The following is a 17465-nucleotide window of genomic DNA, read 5'->3' as shown; positions in this document are numbered from 1 at the left end:
AATGTGAAATGCAGGATTTAATATGGATCATAAACATTTAAACTACTTTTTAGCACTGGCTAAAACACTTCATTTTGGCCGCGCAAGCGAACTTTGCCATATAAGTGCGCCTACTTTGAGCCGCAATATAAAACACTTGGAAGAAGAGGTTGGTGTTGCATTATTTATACGCGATAACCGCAGTGTTAAATTAACACGTGAAGGAGAGTCGTTTATTGATTACGCTACGGCAACGTTAGCCAGTTGGCAACGTTTTAAAGCGAATGTGAAAGATCCACAACAGCATATTTATGGCAATGTTAGTATTTATTGCTCAGTGACAGCTTCTTATAGTTTTTTACATCAAATATTAGAGCAATTACGTGCACAGCATCAGCATATCGAAATAACTTTAAATACCGGTGATCCAGCTTTAGCTATTAATAGGGTACTCGATGGTCACGAGTCGATGGCAATTGCAGCCAAGCCAAATAAGCTTCCTACACAAATAGCATTTGTAAAAATAGGCTATTCACCACTTGTTTTAATTGCACCTAGAATTCATTGTCAGATCACTGAAAAGTTAATAAAGAGCGGTGATAATATTGATTGGTCTGAACTTGAATTTATTGTTCCGGAGCAAGGTTTTTCAAGGCAGCGACTTGAGCAGTGGTGGCGTAAAAATAATGTTCATGGAAAGATTTATGCGCAAGTCGCTGGACATGAAGCTATGGTGTCAATGGTGAGTCTGGGTTTAGGTGTCGCAATGGTCCCTAAAATAGTGCTAGATAACAGTCCACTGCAGGATAAGGTACAAGTATTGGATACAAAGAGGGCTACTCCAGAAGGTTTTGAGATTGGTCTAGCTGTCCTTCGTAAAGAGTTAAATGATCCTGCTATTAGCGCTTTATGGAGTATTGCACAAACTTTAGACGCAAGTGCTATTTAAAGGATCAAATATTCATTTAGTTCATAAAATAGTATGAATATTAGTTGCTTATAGGTTTACTATTAATTAACATCAAAAACCTAACAATAAAAATAATGACGCTTGAGAGTTTATTTTACTATGGATCGTGCCGTATCACTTGCTCATTCTGCTCAATGCCTAAAAAAGGCGATTCCTATGATGGTAAAGTACCGCATGCCGGTTACGCCAATCAATTACGCTATTTGGTATTGTTATATACAAGGTAATAAACCCTCTTTAAATGCAGAGCTTGATCATGTCATTGCTCAGCAACAAACATGCACTCAAGATAGAGCGAAGGCAATATTTGATAAGCATTTAAATAAAGACGATTTAGCGTTATTTCAAGACGTATCCGAAAAATTTTATAGCACAATCGATCAAGTGCAACAAGATTTAGGCATTGCGCTTGAGCATTCAAAAAGTTTTACTACAACCTTGGTTGACTCCCAGAATGAGTTAAATTTGATTACAGATATTAGCTCGTATAATCAAGTGCTTGGGTGCGTTGAACGTTTAACCGATGAATCGATTGCAATGCAAAATCATGCACGTGAGTTTCAAACTAAACTTGCATTTGCTTATAATGAAATAAAAGACTTAAAAGAAGCACTCAATGTTTCAAAAAAAGTTGCTGATACAGACCCTCTTACTGGTTTTTATAACCGAGGTAAGTTTGATTTAGATATTACGGATTTTTGTAAAAAGTATTCTGAGCAAAATCAACACACATCACTTGCGGTTCTCATTATGTTTGATATTGATCATTTTAAGCGTTTTAATGATGACTTTGGCCATCAAAAAGGTGACGAAGTATTAAAGTTAGTAGCAAAAAAAGTGAAAGAAAAAATTAAAGAGACTGCAAAAGTTTATCGTTATGGCGGTGAAGAATTTTGTATTACAGCTTATTTTGACACTATCAACGATATGATGGCATTTGCAGATTGTATTCGTTTGGATATTGCAAAATTGGCTGTTCGTAAAAAAGGTGATACTAATACTAAACGTGCTATTTCTGCGAGTTTTGGTTTGGCTATTCTACGACCATTTACTAATGGCACTGTGTTAGTTGAACGCGCTAATAGAGCGCTTTACATAGCAAAAACTCATGGTCGTAATCGAATAGAGATAGCGCCAGATGTTTAATTGTTCAAATAATGCACATAAGTTAATTGATATGTATAAAAATTGTGAATGATTGTAACTAGCTAGAGCTAGTTTAAAACGACCTTGCTACTATGGGGCACTTAATAATTTTCACACACTTTGACTTATACTGATGCGGTTTAACTTTTCAATATTAACAGCTTTTTTGCTGATCACTTTAGTTGCATGCTTTGCTGCCAATGGACAGCAAGCTAAAAATGTAACACAAGAGTTTGAAGAGCAACATATAGCTATAGAGCAGTGGCATTTTAGTCTAAGCGCTGGTGCTGGAGTTGTTACAAACCCATTACGAGGTGGGGACAACATTCCCCTTGTGTTGATTCCGCAGGTGGCTTTTTATGGCCAGCACTGGTTTTTCGATAATGGAAGGCTTGGTTATTCTTTTATACAAAGTCAAAAACATAATTTAAACCTTGTTAGTGAATTAAATGCAGAGTCTCGTTTTTTTATTGATTGGCATCCTACTAATATTTTTACTCTGCAAACGAGTGCGTTAAACAGTCAGTTAGTGCAGCAACAAAGTACTTCATCTCCCAAAAATATCAGTATAAATGACATAGAAAAACGCCATATTGCCCTCGATGCGGGCATTGCATATCACTATGTAGATGATGCTAACGTATTTTCTATTCAAGCACTTCATGATGTTACCAGTGTTTATAACGGATTGCGTGGTGCATTGCAGTGGCAATATCATGCTGAAGTTGGAAAGTTAAAAATAAAACCGACGCTGGGAATAAATTATAAATCGGCTGAACTAAATGACTACTTCTATGGACTAAAAACCGACGAAACTCAATTAGGTAAAATTGATGTTGGCAGTAGTTGGCAGCCTTATGCTAAAATCGACGCCCGTTGGCCGCTGAGTAAGGTTAACTCACTTCGTTTTCATTTAGCATATTACAATTATTCGGCTATGGATGGTAGTCCGCTCTTTGAACATGCTTATTCAATGACTGCCTTTATAGGATTAGATCATACTTTTTAATATGAAGTATTTAATGTTTATTGTGTTTATAGCATCGCTATTTAGTGGTTCTTGCAGAGCACAAACCGCTAATTTTAGCGTCTCTCCCAAAGTATGTGTGATTTCTGAGCAACAAGCATTTTGTGATCTTGATTTACAATTTAATTGGCAGCAAGAAGCATTGAGTGATGTTTGTTTATATCAACAAGATGAAAAAATTTATTGTTGGAAACAGCAACGTTCGGGGCAATTCAATTATAAAGCGCGGGTTCAGGTAGAGACCATATACTCCCTAATCAATCCTCACACGGGTGTACTATTAGCAAAAATACAGGTTGAAGTACAGAGCGCGCACGCAAAGAAAAATAGGCGCAGACTTCGCTCTCCGTGGAGCTTTTTTTAAATTAGGAGCAACTAATGCCAAAAATTTTACTTGTTGAAGATGATCTCGGCTTACAGCAATTAACAAAAGATTACCTTGAACATAACGGCTTAGAAGTCGCAGTGTTAGATCGTGGCGATGCAGTCTTTGACTACTTAGAAGCTAATCCAGTCGATCTAATTATTTTAGATGTAATGCTACCAGGAAAAGATGGTTTTAGCGTTTGCCGTCAAGTTCGCGATAAATATACTCTGCCTATTCTTATGCTAACAGCCAAAGGTGAAGATTTTGATCAGGTACTTGGTTTAGAGCTTGGTGCTGATGACTACGTTATAAAACCTGCCGAACCGCGTGTATTACTCGCCAGAATAAATGCGCTGTTACGCCGTGGTCAACCTATCGTGAAAGCAAGTGAAGAGTTACAGTTTGGTGATCTAAGCATAGATAAAACAAGCCGTATCGTAAAATTAAATAATAATGAAATAACGCTTACTTCTCATGAATTTGAACTACTTTGGTTACTGGCCTCTAATGCGGGTGAAGTGCTTAGTCGTGAACATGTCCATCAACATATGATAGGACGTCAGTACGACGGTCTTGATCGAACTGTTGACGTTAGGGTATCACGCATTCGTAAAAAACTAGGTGACAATAGCGATAAGCCTTATCGTATCAAAACAGTGTGGGGACAAGGTTATTTATTTGTTTCTGATGCATGGGAATTATAATTAATGTTATGGGTTAGTCGGCTTTAATGGGAAAACTGTTTACGAGTTTATATATTTACATCGTGGTTTCTTTATTCGTAGTAAGCGGTGTAGTTGAACAGTTATGGCCTTATGAAGACTCACAGCAGCAAGTATTATTAGACGATGAGTTTGGGCAATCGCTTTGGTTGCTCTCACAAACTCCTAACGGTCTAAAAAAGCTAGAACATAATTTTGAAAGCCACATAATTGCTCGTCGTGATTTAATATTACCTTTAGCACAACAAGCGAAATTAACAGACAATCACTACCTCTATTTATACGATAAACAACAACGTATTGTATGGTATGTAGAGCTTAGCGAAAATGAACTGCTACAGGTTGGTCCTGTAGGAGTATCAACGTCTACCCCCACTTCTGTTTGGCCATATTTGTTATTACTTATTATTGTTGGTGTGCCTGTAGGTCTTTGGAGCTTTTTACTTTGGCGTGATTTTTCTAAATTACGACACGCATGTGAGGCCGTCGAAGGCTTGCAAGATTTTCAATTAACAAATACCTCTAAATCGTTCTTTTTACCCGTTACCGATACACTAAAAGTAATGCAACAACGTATAACTTTTTTATTAACAGCTCAGCAGGAGCTTACATCGTCCGTTTCTCATGAATTTCGAACGCCGTTGGCACGTCTTAAATTTGCAATTGCTATGCTCCAAGATCAACTTTTAGATGATAAAAGCGAAAAATATTTAGCTAATATGAGCGCTGATATAAATGAACTTGAATCACTTGTTTCAGAAATGCTTGAATACGCAAGGTTAGACTCTCAGCAACCAAGTTTACAGTCTGTAAGTTGTGATCTAGTCGGATTGGTTAAAATAAGTATTGAAAAGCTAAATTTTGACACGCGAATTAGACTTATAAATAACTTGCCTGACAAGTTAAGCTATAAATGCGATAGTCATTTCATTGCTCGCGTATTTCAGAACTTGATTGGTAATGCTATTAAATACGCAATAAGCCAAGTAAAAGTAACACTGCTTACTGAGCCTCACAGCATACTATTTATTGTTGAAGACGATGGAATAGGTATCGCTGAAATGGAGCGAGAAAATGTGTTTAAACCTTTTACGCGCCTCGATAAGAGTAGAGACAAAAAAACAGGTGGGTTTGGTTTAGGACTCGCTATTGTGAGTAAAATTGTATCTTGGCATCAAGGTGATTACTGGGTTGAAAAATCAGTCCTTGGTGGGGCTAAATTTGTCATTAGCTTGCCGCTAAAAAGTAGTTTCATGGAGGATATAAAAAAAGCGCCTTAAGGCGCTTTTTTTGTGGTTAAAACCAAAATCAACAAGTAGCAAAGTAGTAGACCGTGTATTTTAAAAATAGTTTCCAATTATTTTATTTTTTTTCTAATAACGGCATCAACATTTGCTCAAGCCCATTCAACTTTACTACGTACATCATTGCTAATTGACTACCTAGTTTTGAATCAGGAAAGCCTTGTTGCTTAAACCACACAAGATAAGGCTCTGGCAGCATTAATAATGGGCGTCCTGCATATTTTCCAAACGGCATCTTGGTATTAATGGCAAGTTTTAATTGTTCTGGATCCATTCACTTACTTCAATGTATAAGACATAGTTAAGTGTAAGGTGTTTTAAGGAAATAAAATAGGCTGTGACGGGCAAGAAACAGCCTATTGAGTGAGGGAGTAGGCCCTCTTAATTAAGAATTTATGTTAGAAAATTAAACTTAGTTGAACTTTAATTAGCTGGAGTCTAATTAATTAAGTCTTAGAACATGAAGCTTATTTAACCAACACGAACAGTTTACCTGTTTTTTTACATGTTAGTTGGCCCGCTTGTAAAGGAATGTAAATAGAATTGATTTTCAGTCATCAAAAAGTATTAAAATAAATGTATAGTTCATTATTTTTATTTTTTAGCTATTGCTTGTTGATCTTTCCGGATTAAAATTTGTTCTAACTTGGGGGGATTTATACCAATCTGCTTCTATATGGAGTCTATTTAACGGTAAGAAAATTGCGCCGAACTAGGCAAATTTTTTTACCTAGTTGTTCTAAATAAAAATTATTAACACGTTTCTACGTTCTGATAACGCCCATTACCTACATCCGTGTAGGAAAAAAGCTTAAATTATCTTTAGTAATTATTAAGGACTAGATCTCACTTTACGTAAACAGTTTTTGTTTTACATGTTCAGCAAAACCACTACCAGCCTCTAGGTAAAAGTTATAGGTCGAGTGTACGCCCATATCTTCAAGCTCTTTTTGTTGATCTGGGTAGTTTGCAATGGCAGTTACCTGACCTTTATAACCTGAGGCTTGGAGCTGCTCTAAAGCAAAAATATTCTGCATATGCTTTGGCATTGTAAGCATAACCATTTCTACATGAGAGTGGTTTACGCGTTGCCAAAAGTCGGGATCGGTTGCATCTGCAATCAGCACTTTTCTGCCTCTATTAATATGTTTATCAACCACCTCAGGTTTTATGTCAATACCAGCAACTAAATTTGGGTGCGTAGCGTTAATTGTTTCGTATGCACCAGTACCAATTCGACCCATTCCAAAAATAACTATTTTAGTATCGTTCAGATTTACAGGTAGTTCTTCTGCTAAGCGTGTTTTACTTTCGAACTTTAATAGCCAATGTTCTACTTTTACATATAACTCGTTTGAGCGCTTGTTTAGAGGAGATGCAATCACAAAGGTGATAGAAACAGCGATAGCCATTACCGCTAACCACTCAGAAGTAATCATCCCCGTTGTAGCCGCTACCGCACATACAATAAGGCCAAACTCACTGTAATTGGATAAACTAAAGGCTGTAAGTAGCGACGTACGAGCACGTAGTTTAAATGCATTTGTAAATAAATAATAAAGGGCTATTTTAATCGGTAATACAAAAATAAGTATGATGGCAATAATTAAAGAATTAATCGTTAGCTCGGCATTTAAGCCAATGCTTAAGAAAAAACCAACCAGTAATATATCTTTTAAATTAAGTAACGATTTTGATAATTCGCCAGCTTTTTTATGCGGTGCAAACATCATTCCTATTATAAGTGCTCCTAAATCACCTTTAAGGCCTGCATATTCAAATGCGTTATAACCTGCAATAAGCGCAAAGAAAAAGCCAAATAATGGGAGTAGCTCACCATGTTTAGAGCGATTAAGCACCCAGTACATAAGAGGGCGCAATAAAGGTAGAGCAACAATAAGCGCCAACGCCCAAACATTAGGGATTTTGCCTGTACTAATTGCTAAAAATATTACGGCGAATATATCTTGCATTACCAATATACCAATGGCAATTTTGCCGTGTAAACTTGCCATTTCTCCGCGTTCTTCGAGTACTTTCACCGCAAATACTGTACTAGAAAAACTTAGGGCAAACCCAACTAATAAGGCGCTTTGCCAACTCAAGTCGACAAAAAGAGGGAGGGCGAAGACCCCAAGCAATAACATAAAGCCACTGAATAAAGCACTACTAAAAATAATGTGAAGCGTGGCTGGTGCCCAGACTTGCGGTTTCATTAAGCTATTAACTTTGAGTTTTAAGCCAATGCTGAATAATAAAAGGGTAACACCAAGGGCTGCAATTGTATCAAGCAATTCTGTACTTTTATAACCCGATAAATTTAAAGCAAAGCCTGCTAATAAAAAGCCAATAAGAGGAGGTAGTTTTAATTGGTAAACAGCAAAACCACAAACAAACGCGGTAGCAAAATAGATTAGTTCCATAATTCTTAATATCACTTCATTTGGTATTGCAGTGTAGCGAAAAACTCATATCAATGAAAATAAATATAGTGTAAAGACATGCTCATTTAATGAAGTTGATACCTTACTGCGTATGAAAAATGCTCATACAACACGTATTTAATCGTAAATAGCATGTAAATAACACTTTTTCACTGACAACCGCTTTTAAATATGGTTAAGATGCGATAACGAAGAGGTTTAAGTTAGAGCATATAACAGAGCCGCTCAGCTTAAGGAGAAATATATGTTTAAAAAGATTTTAGCATCGGTAGGTATTGGTGCCGCTAAAGTAGACACTATTTTAGAGACAGAGCACTTGCAACCAGGCCAGCTTTTCAATGCACAAATTGTGATTACTGCAGGTGATGTAAGCCAAGAAATATCAGGATTAGATTTGCTACTAATGACTCGTGTTAAAGTAGCAGGAGATGATGGGGACTATTTTACTAATCATGTAATTGATCAGTGGCGCATCACTGAAATTGGTACAATTGAGCCTGGCGAAGTTAAAAGTATTCCTTTTGAGGCGCGTCTTCACTCTGAAACACCAATTACAGAAATTAATGCAGGTTACAATCAATCTCACGTTTGGCTAGAAACTGGTTTGGATATTGATTTAGCACTTGACCCTACTGATAAAGACCATTTGCATATTTACCCTAATGAAGCAGTTAAAACCTGTATGCAGGCAATGGAAAAATTAGGTTTTAGCTTAGCTAAAGCTGATGTGGAGAAGGGGCATTTACGCGCATCTACATTTCAGTCTGTATCTGGCTGTTATCAAGAGCTTGAATATAAACCTAATAGCAGAAGCTTATTTGGCATTCAGGAAATTGAATTGTCGTTTGTGCCGGAAGCGCATAAAACACATGTTTTAATTGAGCTCGATCGTGCTTTTAAAGGTGATGGTTATATTGACGTAACAATAGAGCATGATCATGTTAATCTTTCACAGCTTTGTGATCAGTTAGAGCGTTTATTTGCTTAATACTCGCCAGTGATTTAAACAAACCCAGCTTAGGCTGGGTTTTTTGTCTATAGGATTTAATATGCAGTTTAAATGTGAGTCATTTGAGGCTTTTGATACACATACACTTTTTACTATTGTTCGCGGTCGGGTGGATGTGTTTGTAGTTGAGCAGGCTTGTCCTTACCCAGAGCTTGATGATCATGATGTTGCTGTAACTACTCGGCACATATATAGCATTGATAATAATAAGTTGCTTAGCTACGCTCGTTGTTATGATAGAAACGCGCAGTACAGCTCAATAGGGCGTGTTTTAGTGAATGAAAAGGTACGAGGCAAAGGTTATGCAAGTGAGCTTGTAGCTACAGCTATAAAGTGTTGTAAAGACCAGTGGCCTGAGCGTGATATTTACATTGGCGCGCAAACATATTTACTCGACTTTTATCGCTCATTTGGTTTCGAAAGTGTGGGGGAAGAGTACCTTGAAGATGGCATTCCTCATCAAGACATGATTTTAAAAGTGGTTTAGTGATTTTTACTACGCTAAGTGACTTAATTTAATAGCTAACAAAATAGCCCACAAATGTGGGCTATTTTTATAGTGCTTAACTTAATAACGAATGTAAAAAAACTGTACCTATTGCTAGTGGGCATACAAACTTAGTATACCAAGGCCATATTTTCCAAAAAAATGTATTATGGACTTCAGGGTTTCCTTGTTGAATAGCTTTGAGTAGTGAACCCCTGTACCAAATCCAACCAACAAATATGCAACACATTAACCCTAATAGTGGTTGGGCAACTTTCGTTGTAAGTGTTATAACCAGACCAAATAAAGAGCTGAGATTGCATACAATTGTAATACTAACGACAGCAATTAAAGCGCCAATGAACCAAGTAGCTTGCACACGTTTCATTGCAAAGCGTTCTACTGTGTATGATACCGGTGCTTCAAGCATTGAGATTGATGATGTTAGCGCTGCTATGCTCATCAACGCAAAAAATGCAAAGCCAACAAATAAGCCTACGCTACCCATACCATCAAATAATGCAGGTAGTACTTGGAATACTAATGTATCTTCTGATAACAGCTTCCCTGTTACCGGTGAAAATATTTCTACGCCTTGTGCTTGAGCGACATACATTGCAGGAATAATAAGTAAACCTGCTACAAAGGCAATGAAGACGTCAATAAGGGTTACATAAGCACCTAATGAAACGAGGTTCTCTTTTTTACTAATGTATGAGCCATAAATAATCATTACACTGGTACCCAATGATAATGAGAAAAAAGCTTGGCCTAACGCACTGACTAATAACTGAGGATCAAAAATAGAAGAAAAATCAGGAACTAAGTACGCCTTTAAGCCTTCCATTGCGCCATTTTGCGTCATTACATAAGCAATTAATGAAAATAAAATTCCCAGTAATGCAGGCATTAAACGCTTTGACCATTTTTCTATACCATTTTCAACACCTCGACTAATAATAGCGACGGTTAATAAGATAAAGACCATAGTAAATATAATATTTCGCGTAAGTGATTGCTCGCTTAGCCATGTGGATGTAGAGTTTGCACCAACAAGCGTCGCTATTGGCTCTGCTGTTGCGCTGAGCATCCAACCGGCAACAATCGCGTAAAAACTTAATATAAATCCAGCACATAAAATACCGCCAAAACCCACAATAAACGCGAAGTGTTTTTGCCAAGGTCTATTAGATATTTTTTGAAGCGATGAAACTGCATTTGCTTGACCATGGCGACCAATCATAAGTTCGGCCATTAAAGCTGGGTAAGCCAAAAAGAACGCGAGTACTAAATATGCTACTAAAAAAGCAGCACCACCATTGCTGGCTGTTTGTGTAGGGAATCCCCAAATATTACCCAAGCCAACAGCAGAACCTGCGGCGGCCATAATAAAACCAAAACGAGAACTAAACTCGCCTCTAACTGCGCTCATATTATTGTACTTCTCTATTTTTTGACGGCGCAGACAATCTACTGGAAATGTAAAAAAATAAAAAGTGCTTATTTGCTGATCTCACACAATTTAGTATGCCAGTAGTATGGTATACGCGATGTTTTTAATAAATGTTACTGTATAGTTATAGTTAACAGGTTGTTTTTGTTTTTAAAATGTTAATTACAGGGTGTAATTAATGCTTTACGCTTTGTGATGTTGATCGATAATGAGTGTAAAACAGGCTCCACCTAATTGGTTACTTTTACTTACTTTTACGCTGCCATGATGCCAATCAGCTACTTTTTCAACAATCGCAAGGCCTAGCCCATAGCTTTTATCTGCGCGGTTACGATGTTCTTCTTCTTTGAAAAATGGGCTAAATACGTTGTTAAAATTTTCTTTTGCTATACCAGGGCCATCGTCTTCAACAGTGATTACAAGCTGGTGTTCGTACACTTTAGCACTTAGATAAATATGTAGCTCTGCGAAGTCACAAGCATTATTTAATAAGTTAGTTATTGCACGAGCAAGCCAATGTAAGTCGGCATTGATAATGTCACTTGAGCTATTAAGTTGTACGTTGAGCATTTGCGATTCAAATTTAGGTGCAAGTTGTATTAATATATCACTGAGATAGTGCTTAATATTAGTTGAAGAGTAGGTCAATTTGTTGGCATTTTGCTCAAGCGTTGCAAAGGCTAAATAGCTTTTTAACATAGACTCCATATGGTCTAAATCGCTTTCCATACGGGATAAATATTTTTTTATTTGTTGCTCATCATAGCTATCAATAGCCGCATCTAATCCAAAGCGCAGGCACGCAATGGGTGTACGAATATCGTGAGATAAGCTTGACGCCATTAGTTTATTTTCGGCGACTAGTTTTTCTATCTGACTGGCCATTCTGTTAAATGTGAGCTCTACATCTTTTATGTAGGTGAAGTGCGATACTTTAATTCTTGCTTGTACATTACCTGAGGCAAACTTTTTAGCTGCTTCATTTAAGACTGTTAAGCGCTTTGCAAGAGGGGTAATAATAAACCCCATAAATACGCACAAACCAGCATAAAATAGTAGTGTTAAAAATATATCATTGCGCTGCTCAGTATCTACGCGTTTGTCTAACCGCATTGATATATGAAAGGGGCTTAATATTTGACTACTATAAAGCATATAGAAGCCTTGTTGATCTTCTAAAATCAACCCACCGGCAGTGTGCATCTGTAATAATAATGAAGGAGGTAGTGCGAGAGATTCATTGTGCTTGTAATCAATTAATAAATTAAACTCATTCGCTAGTTGCTTTACATAACGACCACGTTCAGAAGTTGGGATATTAGCTAATTGTTTGCTAAAGCCCATTATCATCTTACTTTGCACACTAAATTCATCTTCTGAGGTTTGTGTTTGTTGGCTAAATGCATCAATTAACCAGCCAAGTACAACGATAGATAAAAGCGCACTGCTAAGTAGTGAAATATAAAACTTCTTCACTTATGTATCACTTTTTACCATGCGGTAGATACGAGTAAGTAACCTCGTCCCCATATAGTTTTAATTTTAGTCGGATTTTGTGGATCATCATTAAATTTTTTGCGCAGTGCTGAAATAAGTACGTCAACACTTCTATCCAAGCCGTCATACTCACGGCCTTTTGTTGCTTTAAAAACAGCATCACGTGATACGACTTGACCCGCATTACTCGTTAAATAGTGAAGAAGTAAATACTCTGCGCTGGATATATTTATATCAAGATCGTTTAATTTTACGCTTCTAGATTCTGTGTTAATACTCAGCGCGCCAACCGTTATTAATTTTTCGTTTGCCAGTGATTTGTTTGGTTCATTATTTTGGCGAAGTGCAGCTTTAATTCTAGCTAAAAGTGCACGAGGGCGAACGGGTTTCATGACATAGTCACTTGCACCAACTTCTAACCCTATTACTTCATCCATTTCTTCATCGCGTGCGGTGAGCATTATAATAGGGGAGTTATAAAAGCTACGCAGTTCTCTGCATACGCTAATTCCGTCTTGTCCAGGAAGCATAATATCAAGTAGGACAATGCTAGGATTTAAGGTTTTTACTTGGCCAATAACCTCGTCGCCTCGATGGCATACATGGGTCGTATAACCTTGCTCCGTTAAGTATTCTGCAACCCACTGAGCGAGCGATACATCATCTTCAACGAGTAAAATAGTGCCGTAGTTATTCATAAATTATCCTTAATGTGTTTATTAAAATAATCGCCAACGGCGTTTCTTTTGTCTGTTTTGATATACCCACTGTAGTTTTACTTCTGTAAGGCTAATAACTTTAGATGTATTACTATCAAAGAGCTCAAATGAGATACTCTGCTGTGAATCAAAAGCATAATTAAAAGTTCCTTCCTTTTGTTTAAGCCAGCATTGCATAATGTACTTTGAGGTCGCATCGCGTAAGCAGTAATTGCCAAACGTTGGCTGATGCCATGTTAGAGTGATATCAGCATAACAGTTTCTTCCTTCTCTAAGTGCGACACAAGTATCTGGAAGCGCAATAAGAGCATTGGGCATTTCATCTGCTTTTGATAAAAATGCCGTAGGGAAAAGCAGAAAAGCACAGACCCATCTAGAATACATAACGAAGGCCTACCTTGGCTTGGTGTTGATATCTTCGAGTAATAATAGGGCTTTCATCAATCTCATTTGAAAACCAAGTCGTCAGCCATCCTGCTAAAAAGACCCAATCTTGGTTAATTGGGTACTCAGCATGGAATTCAAACATCATACTGCTACTTGCATTTGTTCTATAAATTGGACGATCACTCGTCGCTTCACTACTGTCTATACCAAAATAATAATTGGTGAAGTCACTAGAGTAAGCACTCAACCCAACTCCAGTTCTAAACTCCCAGTTACGCCAGGGTAAAATATGGCTAAAAAAGGTATTTACGATCCAGCCATTATGTGTGCCAGAAATGTCATGAAGGTATTCAAAAGAAATTTGTGAGTTTTCAAATCGACGAGTTAATCTGAGTCCGGTATCAAAATCGTAGTTACGTGTTTTTATACCCCTTAACTCATCGATAATGCCATCATTGTATAGACCTAGTCCTTTATCGTTAAAGCCACTTTGAACATTTGTACCTAAAATATCGAGACCCCAATCAAACTTGTCTATCAGGCTGTAACCTACAACAAGGCCGCCACTTAGTTGATTATGATCAAAGTCGAGATAAAAATTTTCATAAGATAGGGCAAGTGTTAAGTCAACCAGCATTCCATGGTCATAAGAGTCGACACCTATTAGGTAAGAGTCACCGATATGATAACCAACACCAGCGCTCCAATCCCATGCAAAACCTTGAGTTGGCTCTAAGGTGTTATCAGCATAATAACGATTACTTGCCATACTTGAAGTACTAAAAATACTCATACATAGGAGTGTAATGATAAAAAAAGTATAATTAAGTAAAGCGTTTTTCATCTCAAAAGAGCCTAATTATTATATGTTATAAAGCGTAGTATATTGTTAATACGTTCCTTAAATCTGTAAAAAAATGTAGCAAACATTAGAAATTACTGAACTTTAATTTTATCGATTAATATACTGCTTAAATAAAATTGCATCATGGGGGTTAATGCACTTATTTCTGTACGATTACATGGACCGGTAAGCTTTGTTAAGCTTGATAACTTAGATAGTGTTTTGTAGCTAGGAATTTGTATTTCTTTACCTAACCTTGCTAAACGTGCCTCTTCTGTATTTTGCTGGTGGATAAAGGCAACAACTTCTAATTCATTCGTAATTTTTTGTTCTTCATTAAAACTATACACTAGCGGCTCACGATGAAAGCTTGCGCTGTCGATTGAAGACTTAGCAAACCAGACAATGTCGCCAGACTTTTTATGAGTTAGACGCATGCTGACTTGAGCAAAAATAGTGGCACATTGTTGAATTGGGTACTGTTGGGCAACCTCTGTATAAAACGAAAAGGGTTTTTGTGGCTGTTTAATTAAATATTTTGTATCGTCTGTAAATGACAAATCAAGCTGCTGTATAGTAAGAACATAGTCACTATTATTTTTTGTCGTTACTTTTAATGCTTTGTCGTTTAATGCTTGGCTTATTTGCGATAATAGTGTGTCTGTTAGGCTTGCTTTGTCTGAAATTATCTTAACAGTTTGATTTTTTATAACTTTATGCGCAGGTAATTGAACAGATTTAACTTTTGGTGACGAATGAGTCGTTTCATATTCAAGCTGGTATGTTTGGCTTTTTAAGTTAGGCTTCAACGGCATAGCCAAAGGCTCCGCTGGTTGTTTTGTGATAACACACCCGCTTAAAAATAAAATAAAAAGTGACACAACTAAAAAACGCATAAGTACTTCACACCCACTAAAAATACAATAATCGTCGTATTGTACGTTAGTCCAAACAAAACTTCATGATATTATGTACCTAGATGTAGTTTAAAAAGATAAAAATTATAAAAAATGAAGTACCTCCCTTCTGTATTGTATAGCCTTTTAGCGCTGTGTTTATTGCTTAGCTCCATAGATGTCGTAGCAAAAACGGATCCCGGTTGGGATTCATTTGTAAAAAAGTACGGTCGCTATGCCGAAAAGAAACTAAAGAGTAAAGGTATTCCCGGTGCGGCATTATCGATAGTTAATATTCAAAATAGTGACTACATTCATCCGATAGGAGCTACCAAAGCACGTAATGGGCAAAGTGTTGATGCTCATACTCGTTTTAGATTGGCATCTGTGTCTAAAACCTTTGCAGGTTCGTTAGCTGCAAAGCTAGCCTCTGACGGTATATTAAGGTTAGATGAACTAATAAGTAATTATATTCCAGAGTTCAAAAACACAGTGTATGAAGATGATTTAAAAGTATTTCACCTTTTAAGTCACTCAAGTGGTTTAGTACCAAATGCATACGATAACTTAATTGAGTCGCGTATGCGCTACCCCGATATTGTTGAAAAGCTACTTAGCGTTAAGCCAATTTGTGAACCCGGACAATGCTACGGTTATCAAAATGTAATGTTTAGCTTAATTGACGATGTGATTTTTCACGCTACAAATAAAAATTATTCCCAATGGTTAAGTAAAGCTGTTTTTTTACCTCTGAAAATGGCAGATGCCAGTTTAGGTTATGACGGTATGGTAAAAGATAAAAATTTTGCACTCCCTCACGTGCGTGGTAAAAAGCGTTGGTATACTGCTAAACTTAAAAAAAATTACTATAAAGTAGGGCCCGCAGCAGGTGTTAATGCCAGTGCAAGTGATATGGCTATTTGGTTAAAAGCGCAACTAGGACAATACCCTGATGTTCTATCGCTAGATGCGTTAGCAAAACAAACACGTCCTTATACACATACAAAAAAAGAACTGTATCGCAGGGTGTGGAAAAAGCATCTTAATGAAGCATATTACGGCTTAGGCTGGCGTGTTTATAACTACGCGGAAGAAACGCTTTATTATCATAGCGGGTGGGTGCAAGGCTATAGGAGTGATGTGGTTGTATTTCCTCACTTAAATATTGGTTTTAGCTTAATAGTTAATGCTGAAACTGGCGTAATCAATGAACTAACGACTGAATTCATCGACAGACTATTAGAATACAAACGAGGTAAAAAAATATGAATAATAAAATAATATTAGCAATCATTTTTTTAGTTATGTTATTTAATTGTAGTTTGGCATTTGCAACACCGGATGAAATATATTTGTTTCGTCATAGCGAAAAATTAGCGGGTAAAAATCCAGCGCTCTCAGAGGCGGGAAAGGCACGTGCAAATAATTTAGTTACTTTTTTTAAAGAATATCAAAAGATACATATTTTCAGCAGCAACTATAAACGTACGTTACAAACAGCAGCTCCTTTGCAGGCATATTTTAATATCGACGTAAATGTGTATAACGCAGGTGAGCTAAGTGATTTAAAAAATGAGTTACTAAAACTAAAAGGTGTAGTTGTTGTTATTGGGCACAGTAATACAACACCGCAATTAGCCGAGCTACTTTCGAATGAAAAAGTGCCAGCAATGAGTGAAACACAATTTACTCAGTACTTTATATTAAATAAGAAGCCCAGTAGTACTGGCAGTGAATATGATGTAACCCATCATAAAATGAGTTTTTAATTTAAAACGTAAAATAACAAAAAACCAGCATTAAGCTGGTTTTTTCATTAAACACACTAGGTTACTTAAAATAGTAATTTAGTTACGTGGTAAATGTATTTTTCTCTCAGCACTTTGAAGATAAAGTACAATAGTGTGACCAATTGTTTGTAACTTAGTCGCACCAGTTTCACGTACGATAGCTTCAAAAATAAGAGCTTTAGTTTCACGATCGTCAGTCGGCGCTTTCACTTTAATCAATTCGTGAATTTCTAACGCACTTTTAATTTCCATTACTACGCCTTCGGTTAAACCGTTAGAACCTAGTAAAACTACTGGCTTGAGGCTATGTGCCTGACCTTTTAAAAACTGCTTTTGTTTATTTGATAATGTCATGTTTATACAAATTTTGCTGAATATGGCTTGAATTAAGGGTATTCTACCGCCATCTAAAGAATATTACTAA

General features: G+C 36.8%; 19 protein-coding genes. 10 read left to right on the top strand and 9 right to left on the bottom strand.

Going from position 1 to position 17465, the window contains the following annotated elements:
* Positions 1–22: 22 nt before the first annotated feature.
* The 6 genes from ilvY (at position 23) to D172_RS13125 (ending at position 5491) form a co-directional block, all read left to right on the top strand.
* Complete coding sequence (gene ilvY, locus D172_RS13150; RefSeq protein ID WP_007378646.1) at positions 23–928, top strand: HTH-type transcriptional activator IlvY; 906 nt, start codon at positions 23–25, stop codon at positions 926–928.
* A gap of 180 nt (positions 929–1108) precedes the next feature.
* Positions 1109–2095: a GGDEF domain-containing protein gene (locus D172_RS13145; protein ID WP_007378647.1), complete on the top strand. Its 987-nt coding sequence runs from the start codon at positions 1109–1111 to the stop codon at positions 2093–2095.
* Between the two features lie 133 nt (positions 2096–2228).
* Positions 2229–3104, top strand: a complete 876-nt coding sequence (locus D172_RS13140; RefSeq protein ID WP_007378648.1) for a MipA/OmpV family protein — start codon at positions 2229–2231, stop codon at positions 3102–3104.
* A gap of 13 nt (positions 3105–3117) precedes the next feature.
* Positions 3118–3486: a DUF3019 domain-containing protein gene (locus D172_RS13135; RefSeq protein WP_007378649.1), complete on the top strand. Its 369-nt coding sequence runs from the start codon at positions 3118–3120 to the stop codon at positions 3484–3486.
* 14 nt (positions 3487–3500) lie between these two features.
* Complete coding sequence (locus D172_RS13130) at positions 3501–4193, top strand: response regulator (protein WP_007378650.1); 693 nt, start codon at positions 3501–3503, stop codon at positions 4191–4193.
* A gap of 26 nt (positions 4194–4219) precedes the next feature.
* Entirely contained in the window at positions 4220–5491 is a 1272-nt protein-coding gene (locus tag D172_RS13125) for an ATP-binding protein (RefSeq protein WP_033028585.1), read from the top strand.
* Between the two features lie 82 nt (positions 5492–5573).
* Here D172_RS13125 and D172_RS13120 read toward each other — a convergent pair whose 3' ends face one another.
* Both D172_RS13120 and D172_RS13115 read right to left on the bottom strand, forming a co-directional pair.
* Positions 5574–5789 carry a DUF3820 family protein gene (locus D172_RS13120; RefSeq protein ID WP_007377797.1) on the bottom strand — a complete coding sequence of 72 codons (216 nt, stop codon included), beginning with the start codon at positions 5787–5789 and terminating at the stop codon, positions 5574–5576.
* Between the two features lie 577 nt (positions 5790–6366).
* A complete protein-coding gene (locus D172_RS13115) occupies positions 6367–7938 on the bottom strand; it encodes a cation:proton antiporter family protein (protein WP_007377796.1) in 1572 nt (523 codons plus the stop codon).
* A gap of 265 nt (positions 7939–8203) precedes the next feature.
* On the opposite strand from D172_RS13115, the gene D172_RS13110 reads away from it, so the two are divergent.
* Both D172_RS13110 and D172_RS13105 read left to right on the top strand, forming a co-directional pair.
* Entirely contained in the window at positions 8204–8947 is a 744-nt protein-coding gene (locus D172_RS13110; protein WP_007377795.1) for a sporulation protein, read from the top strand.
* A gap of 61 nt (positions 8948–9008) precedes the next feature.
* Entirely contained in the window at positions 9009–9455 is a 447-nt protein-coding gene (locus D172_RS13105) for a GNAT family N-acetyltransferase (RefSeq protein WP_007377794.1), read from the top strand.
* Between the two features lie 76 nt (positions 9456–9531).
* Here the strand turns inward: D172_RS13105 and D172_RS13100 are convergent, their stop codons facing one another.
* The 6 genes from D172_RS13100 to D172_RS13075 all read right to left on the bottom strand — a co-directional run bounded on the left by D172_RS13100 (position 9532) and on the right by D172_RS13075 (position 15251).
* Positions 9532–10887: a sodium-dependent transporter gene (locus tag D172_RS13100; protein WP_007377793.1), complete on the bottom strand. Its 1356-nt coding sequence runs from the start codon at positions 10885–10887 to the stop codon at positions 9532–9534.
* A gap of 204 nt (positions 10888–11091) precedes the next feature.
* The gene (locus D172_RS13095; RefSeq protein WP_007377792.1) at positions 11092–12384 is read right to left on the bottom strand and encodes an ATP-binding protein; all 1293 of its coding nucleotides are present in this window, start codon (positions 12382–12384) and stop codon (positions 11092–11094) included.
* A 14-nt stretch (positions 12385–12398) separates the two neighbouring features.
* Positions 12399–13103, bottom strand: a complete 705-nt coding sequence (locus tag D172_RS13090) for a response regulator transcription factor (protein WP_007377791.1) — start codon at positions 13101–13103, stop codon at positions 12399–12401.
* Between the two features lie 21 nt (positions 13104–13124).
* Complete coding sequence (locus D172_RS13085; protein WP_033023763.1) at positions 13125–13508, bottom strand: DUF3019 domain-containing protein; 384 nt, start codon at positions 13506–13508, stop codon at positions 13125–13127.
* Positions 13498–14355, bottom strand: coding sequence for a MipA/OmpV family protein (locus tag D172_RS13080; protein ID WP_007377789.1), 858 nt, complete (start codon positions 14353–14355; stop codon positions 13498–13500). The genes D172_RS13085 and D172_RS13080 overlap by 11 nt, the downstream gene beginning before the upstream one ends.
* Positions 14356–14447: 92 nt before the next feature.
* Positions 14448–15251, bottom strand: coding sequence for a hypothetical protein (locus D172_RS13075; protein ID WP_007377788.1), 804 nt, complete (start codon positions 15249–15251; stop codon positions 14448–14450).
* Positions 15252–15365: 114 nt separating this feature from the next.
* Between D172_RS13075 and D172_RS13070 the strand changes: the two genes are divergently transcribed.
* Both D172_RS13070 and D172_RS13065 read left to right on the top strand, forming a co-directional pair.
* Positions 15366–16520 carry a serine hydrolase domain-containing protein gene (locus D172_RS13070; RefSeq protein ID WP_007377787.1) on the top strand — a complete coding sequence of 385 codons (1155 nt, stop codon included), beginning with the start codon at positions 15366–15368 and terminating at the stop codon, positions 16518–16520.
* Complete coding sequence (locus D172_RS13065) at positions 16517–17020, top strand: SixA phosphatase family protein (RefSeq protein WP_007377786.1); 504 nt, start codon at positions 16517–16519, stop codon at positions 17018–17020. The genes D172_RS13070 and D172_RS13065 overlap by 4 nt, the downstream gene beginning before the upstream one ends.
* 78 nt (positions 17021–17098) lie before the next feature.
* Here the strand turns inward: D172_RS13065 and yhbY are convergent, their stop codons facing one another.
* Positions 17099–17395, bottom strand: a complete 297-nt coding sequence (gene yhbY, locus D172_RS13060) for a ribosome assembly RNA-binding protein YhbY (RefSeq protein ID WP_007377785.1) — start codon at positions 17393–17395, stop codon at positions 17099–17101.
* Between the last annotated feature and the right edge of the window lie 70 nt (positions 17396–17465).

The sequence above is a fragment of the Pseudoalteromonas sp. Bsw20308 genome (genome assembly GCF_000310105.2).
GTDB classification, from domain to species: Bacteria; Pseudomonadota; Gammaproteobacteria; order Enterobacterales; family Alteromonadaceae; genus Pseudoalteromonas; species Pseudoalteromonas fuliginea.
This window is presented reverse-complemented; position numbering and strand designations above follow the sequence as displayed.

Coding starts and splice junctions, on each gene's coding strand:
- D172_RS13105 (WP_007377794.1), top strand. CDS start 9,009: ATGCAGTTTAAATGTGAGTCATTTGAGGCTTTTGATACACATACACTT.
- D172_RS13110 (WP_007377795.1), top strand. CDS start 8,204: ATGTTTAAAAAGATTTTAGCATCGGTAGGTATTGGTGCCGCTAAAGTA.
- D172_RS13065 (WP_007377786.1), top strand. CDS start 16,517: ATGAATAATAAAATAATATTAGCAATCATTTTTTTAGTTATGTTATTT.
- D172_RS13145 (WP_007378647.1), top strand. CDS start 1,109: ATGGTAAAGTACCGCATGCCGGTTACGCCAATCAATTACGCTATTTGG.
- D172_RS13070 (WP_007377787.1), top strand. CDS start 15,366: ATGAAGTACCTCCCTTCTGTATTGTATAGCCTTTTAGCGCTGTGTTTA.
- D172_RS13115 (WP_007377796.1), bottom strand. CDS start 7,938: ATGGAACTAATCTATTTTGCTACCGCGTTTGTTTGTGGTTTTGCTGTT.
- D172_RS13100 (WP_007377793.1), bottom strand. CDS start 10,887: ATGAGCGCAGTTAGAGGCGAGTTTAGTTCTCGTTTTGGTTTTATTATG.
- yhbY (WP_007377785.1), bottom strand. CDS start 17,395: ATGACATTATCAAATAAACAAAAGCAGTTTTTAAAAGGTCAGGCACAT.
- D172_RS13075 (WP_007377788.1), bottom strand. CDS start 15,251: ATGCGTTTTTTAGTTGTGTCACTTTTTATTTTATTTTTAAGCGGGTGT.
- D172_RS13080 (WP_007377789.1), bottom strand. CDS start 14,355: ATGAAAAACGCTTTACTTAATTATACTTTTTTTATCATTACACTCCTA.
- D172_RS13130 (WP_007378650.1), top strand. CDS start 3,501: ATGCCAAAAATTTTACTTGTTGAAGATGATCTCGGCTTACAGCAATTA.
- ilvY (WP_007378646.1), top strand. CDS start 23: ATGGATCATAAACATTTAAACTACTTTTTAGCACTGGCTAAAACACTT.
- D172_RS13140 (WP_007378648.1), top strand. CDS start 2,229: ATGCGGTTTAACTTTTCAATATTAACAGCTTTTTTGCTGATCACTTTA.
- D172_RS13135 (WP_007378649.1), top strand. CDS start 3,118: ATGTTTATTGTGTTTATAGCATCGCTATTTAGTGGTTCTTGCAGAGCA.
- D172_RS13090 (WP_007377791.1), bottom strand. CDS start 13,103: ATGAATAACTACGGCACTATTTTACTCGTTGAAGATGATGTATCGCTC.
- D172_RS13125 (WP_033028585.1), top strand. CDS start 4,220: ATGGGAAAACTGTTTACGAGTTTATATATTTACATCGTGGTTTCTTTA.
- D172_RS13120 (WP_007377797.1), bottom strand. CDS start 5,789: ATGGATCCAGAACAATTAAAACTTGCCATTAATACCAAGATGCCGTTT.
- D172_RS13085 (WP_033023763.1), bottom strand. CDS start 13,508: ATGTATTCTAGATGGGTCTGTGCTTTTCTGCTTTTCCCTACGGCATTT.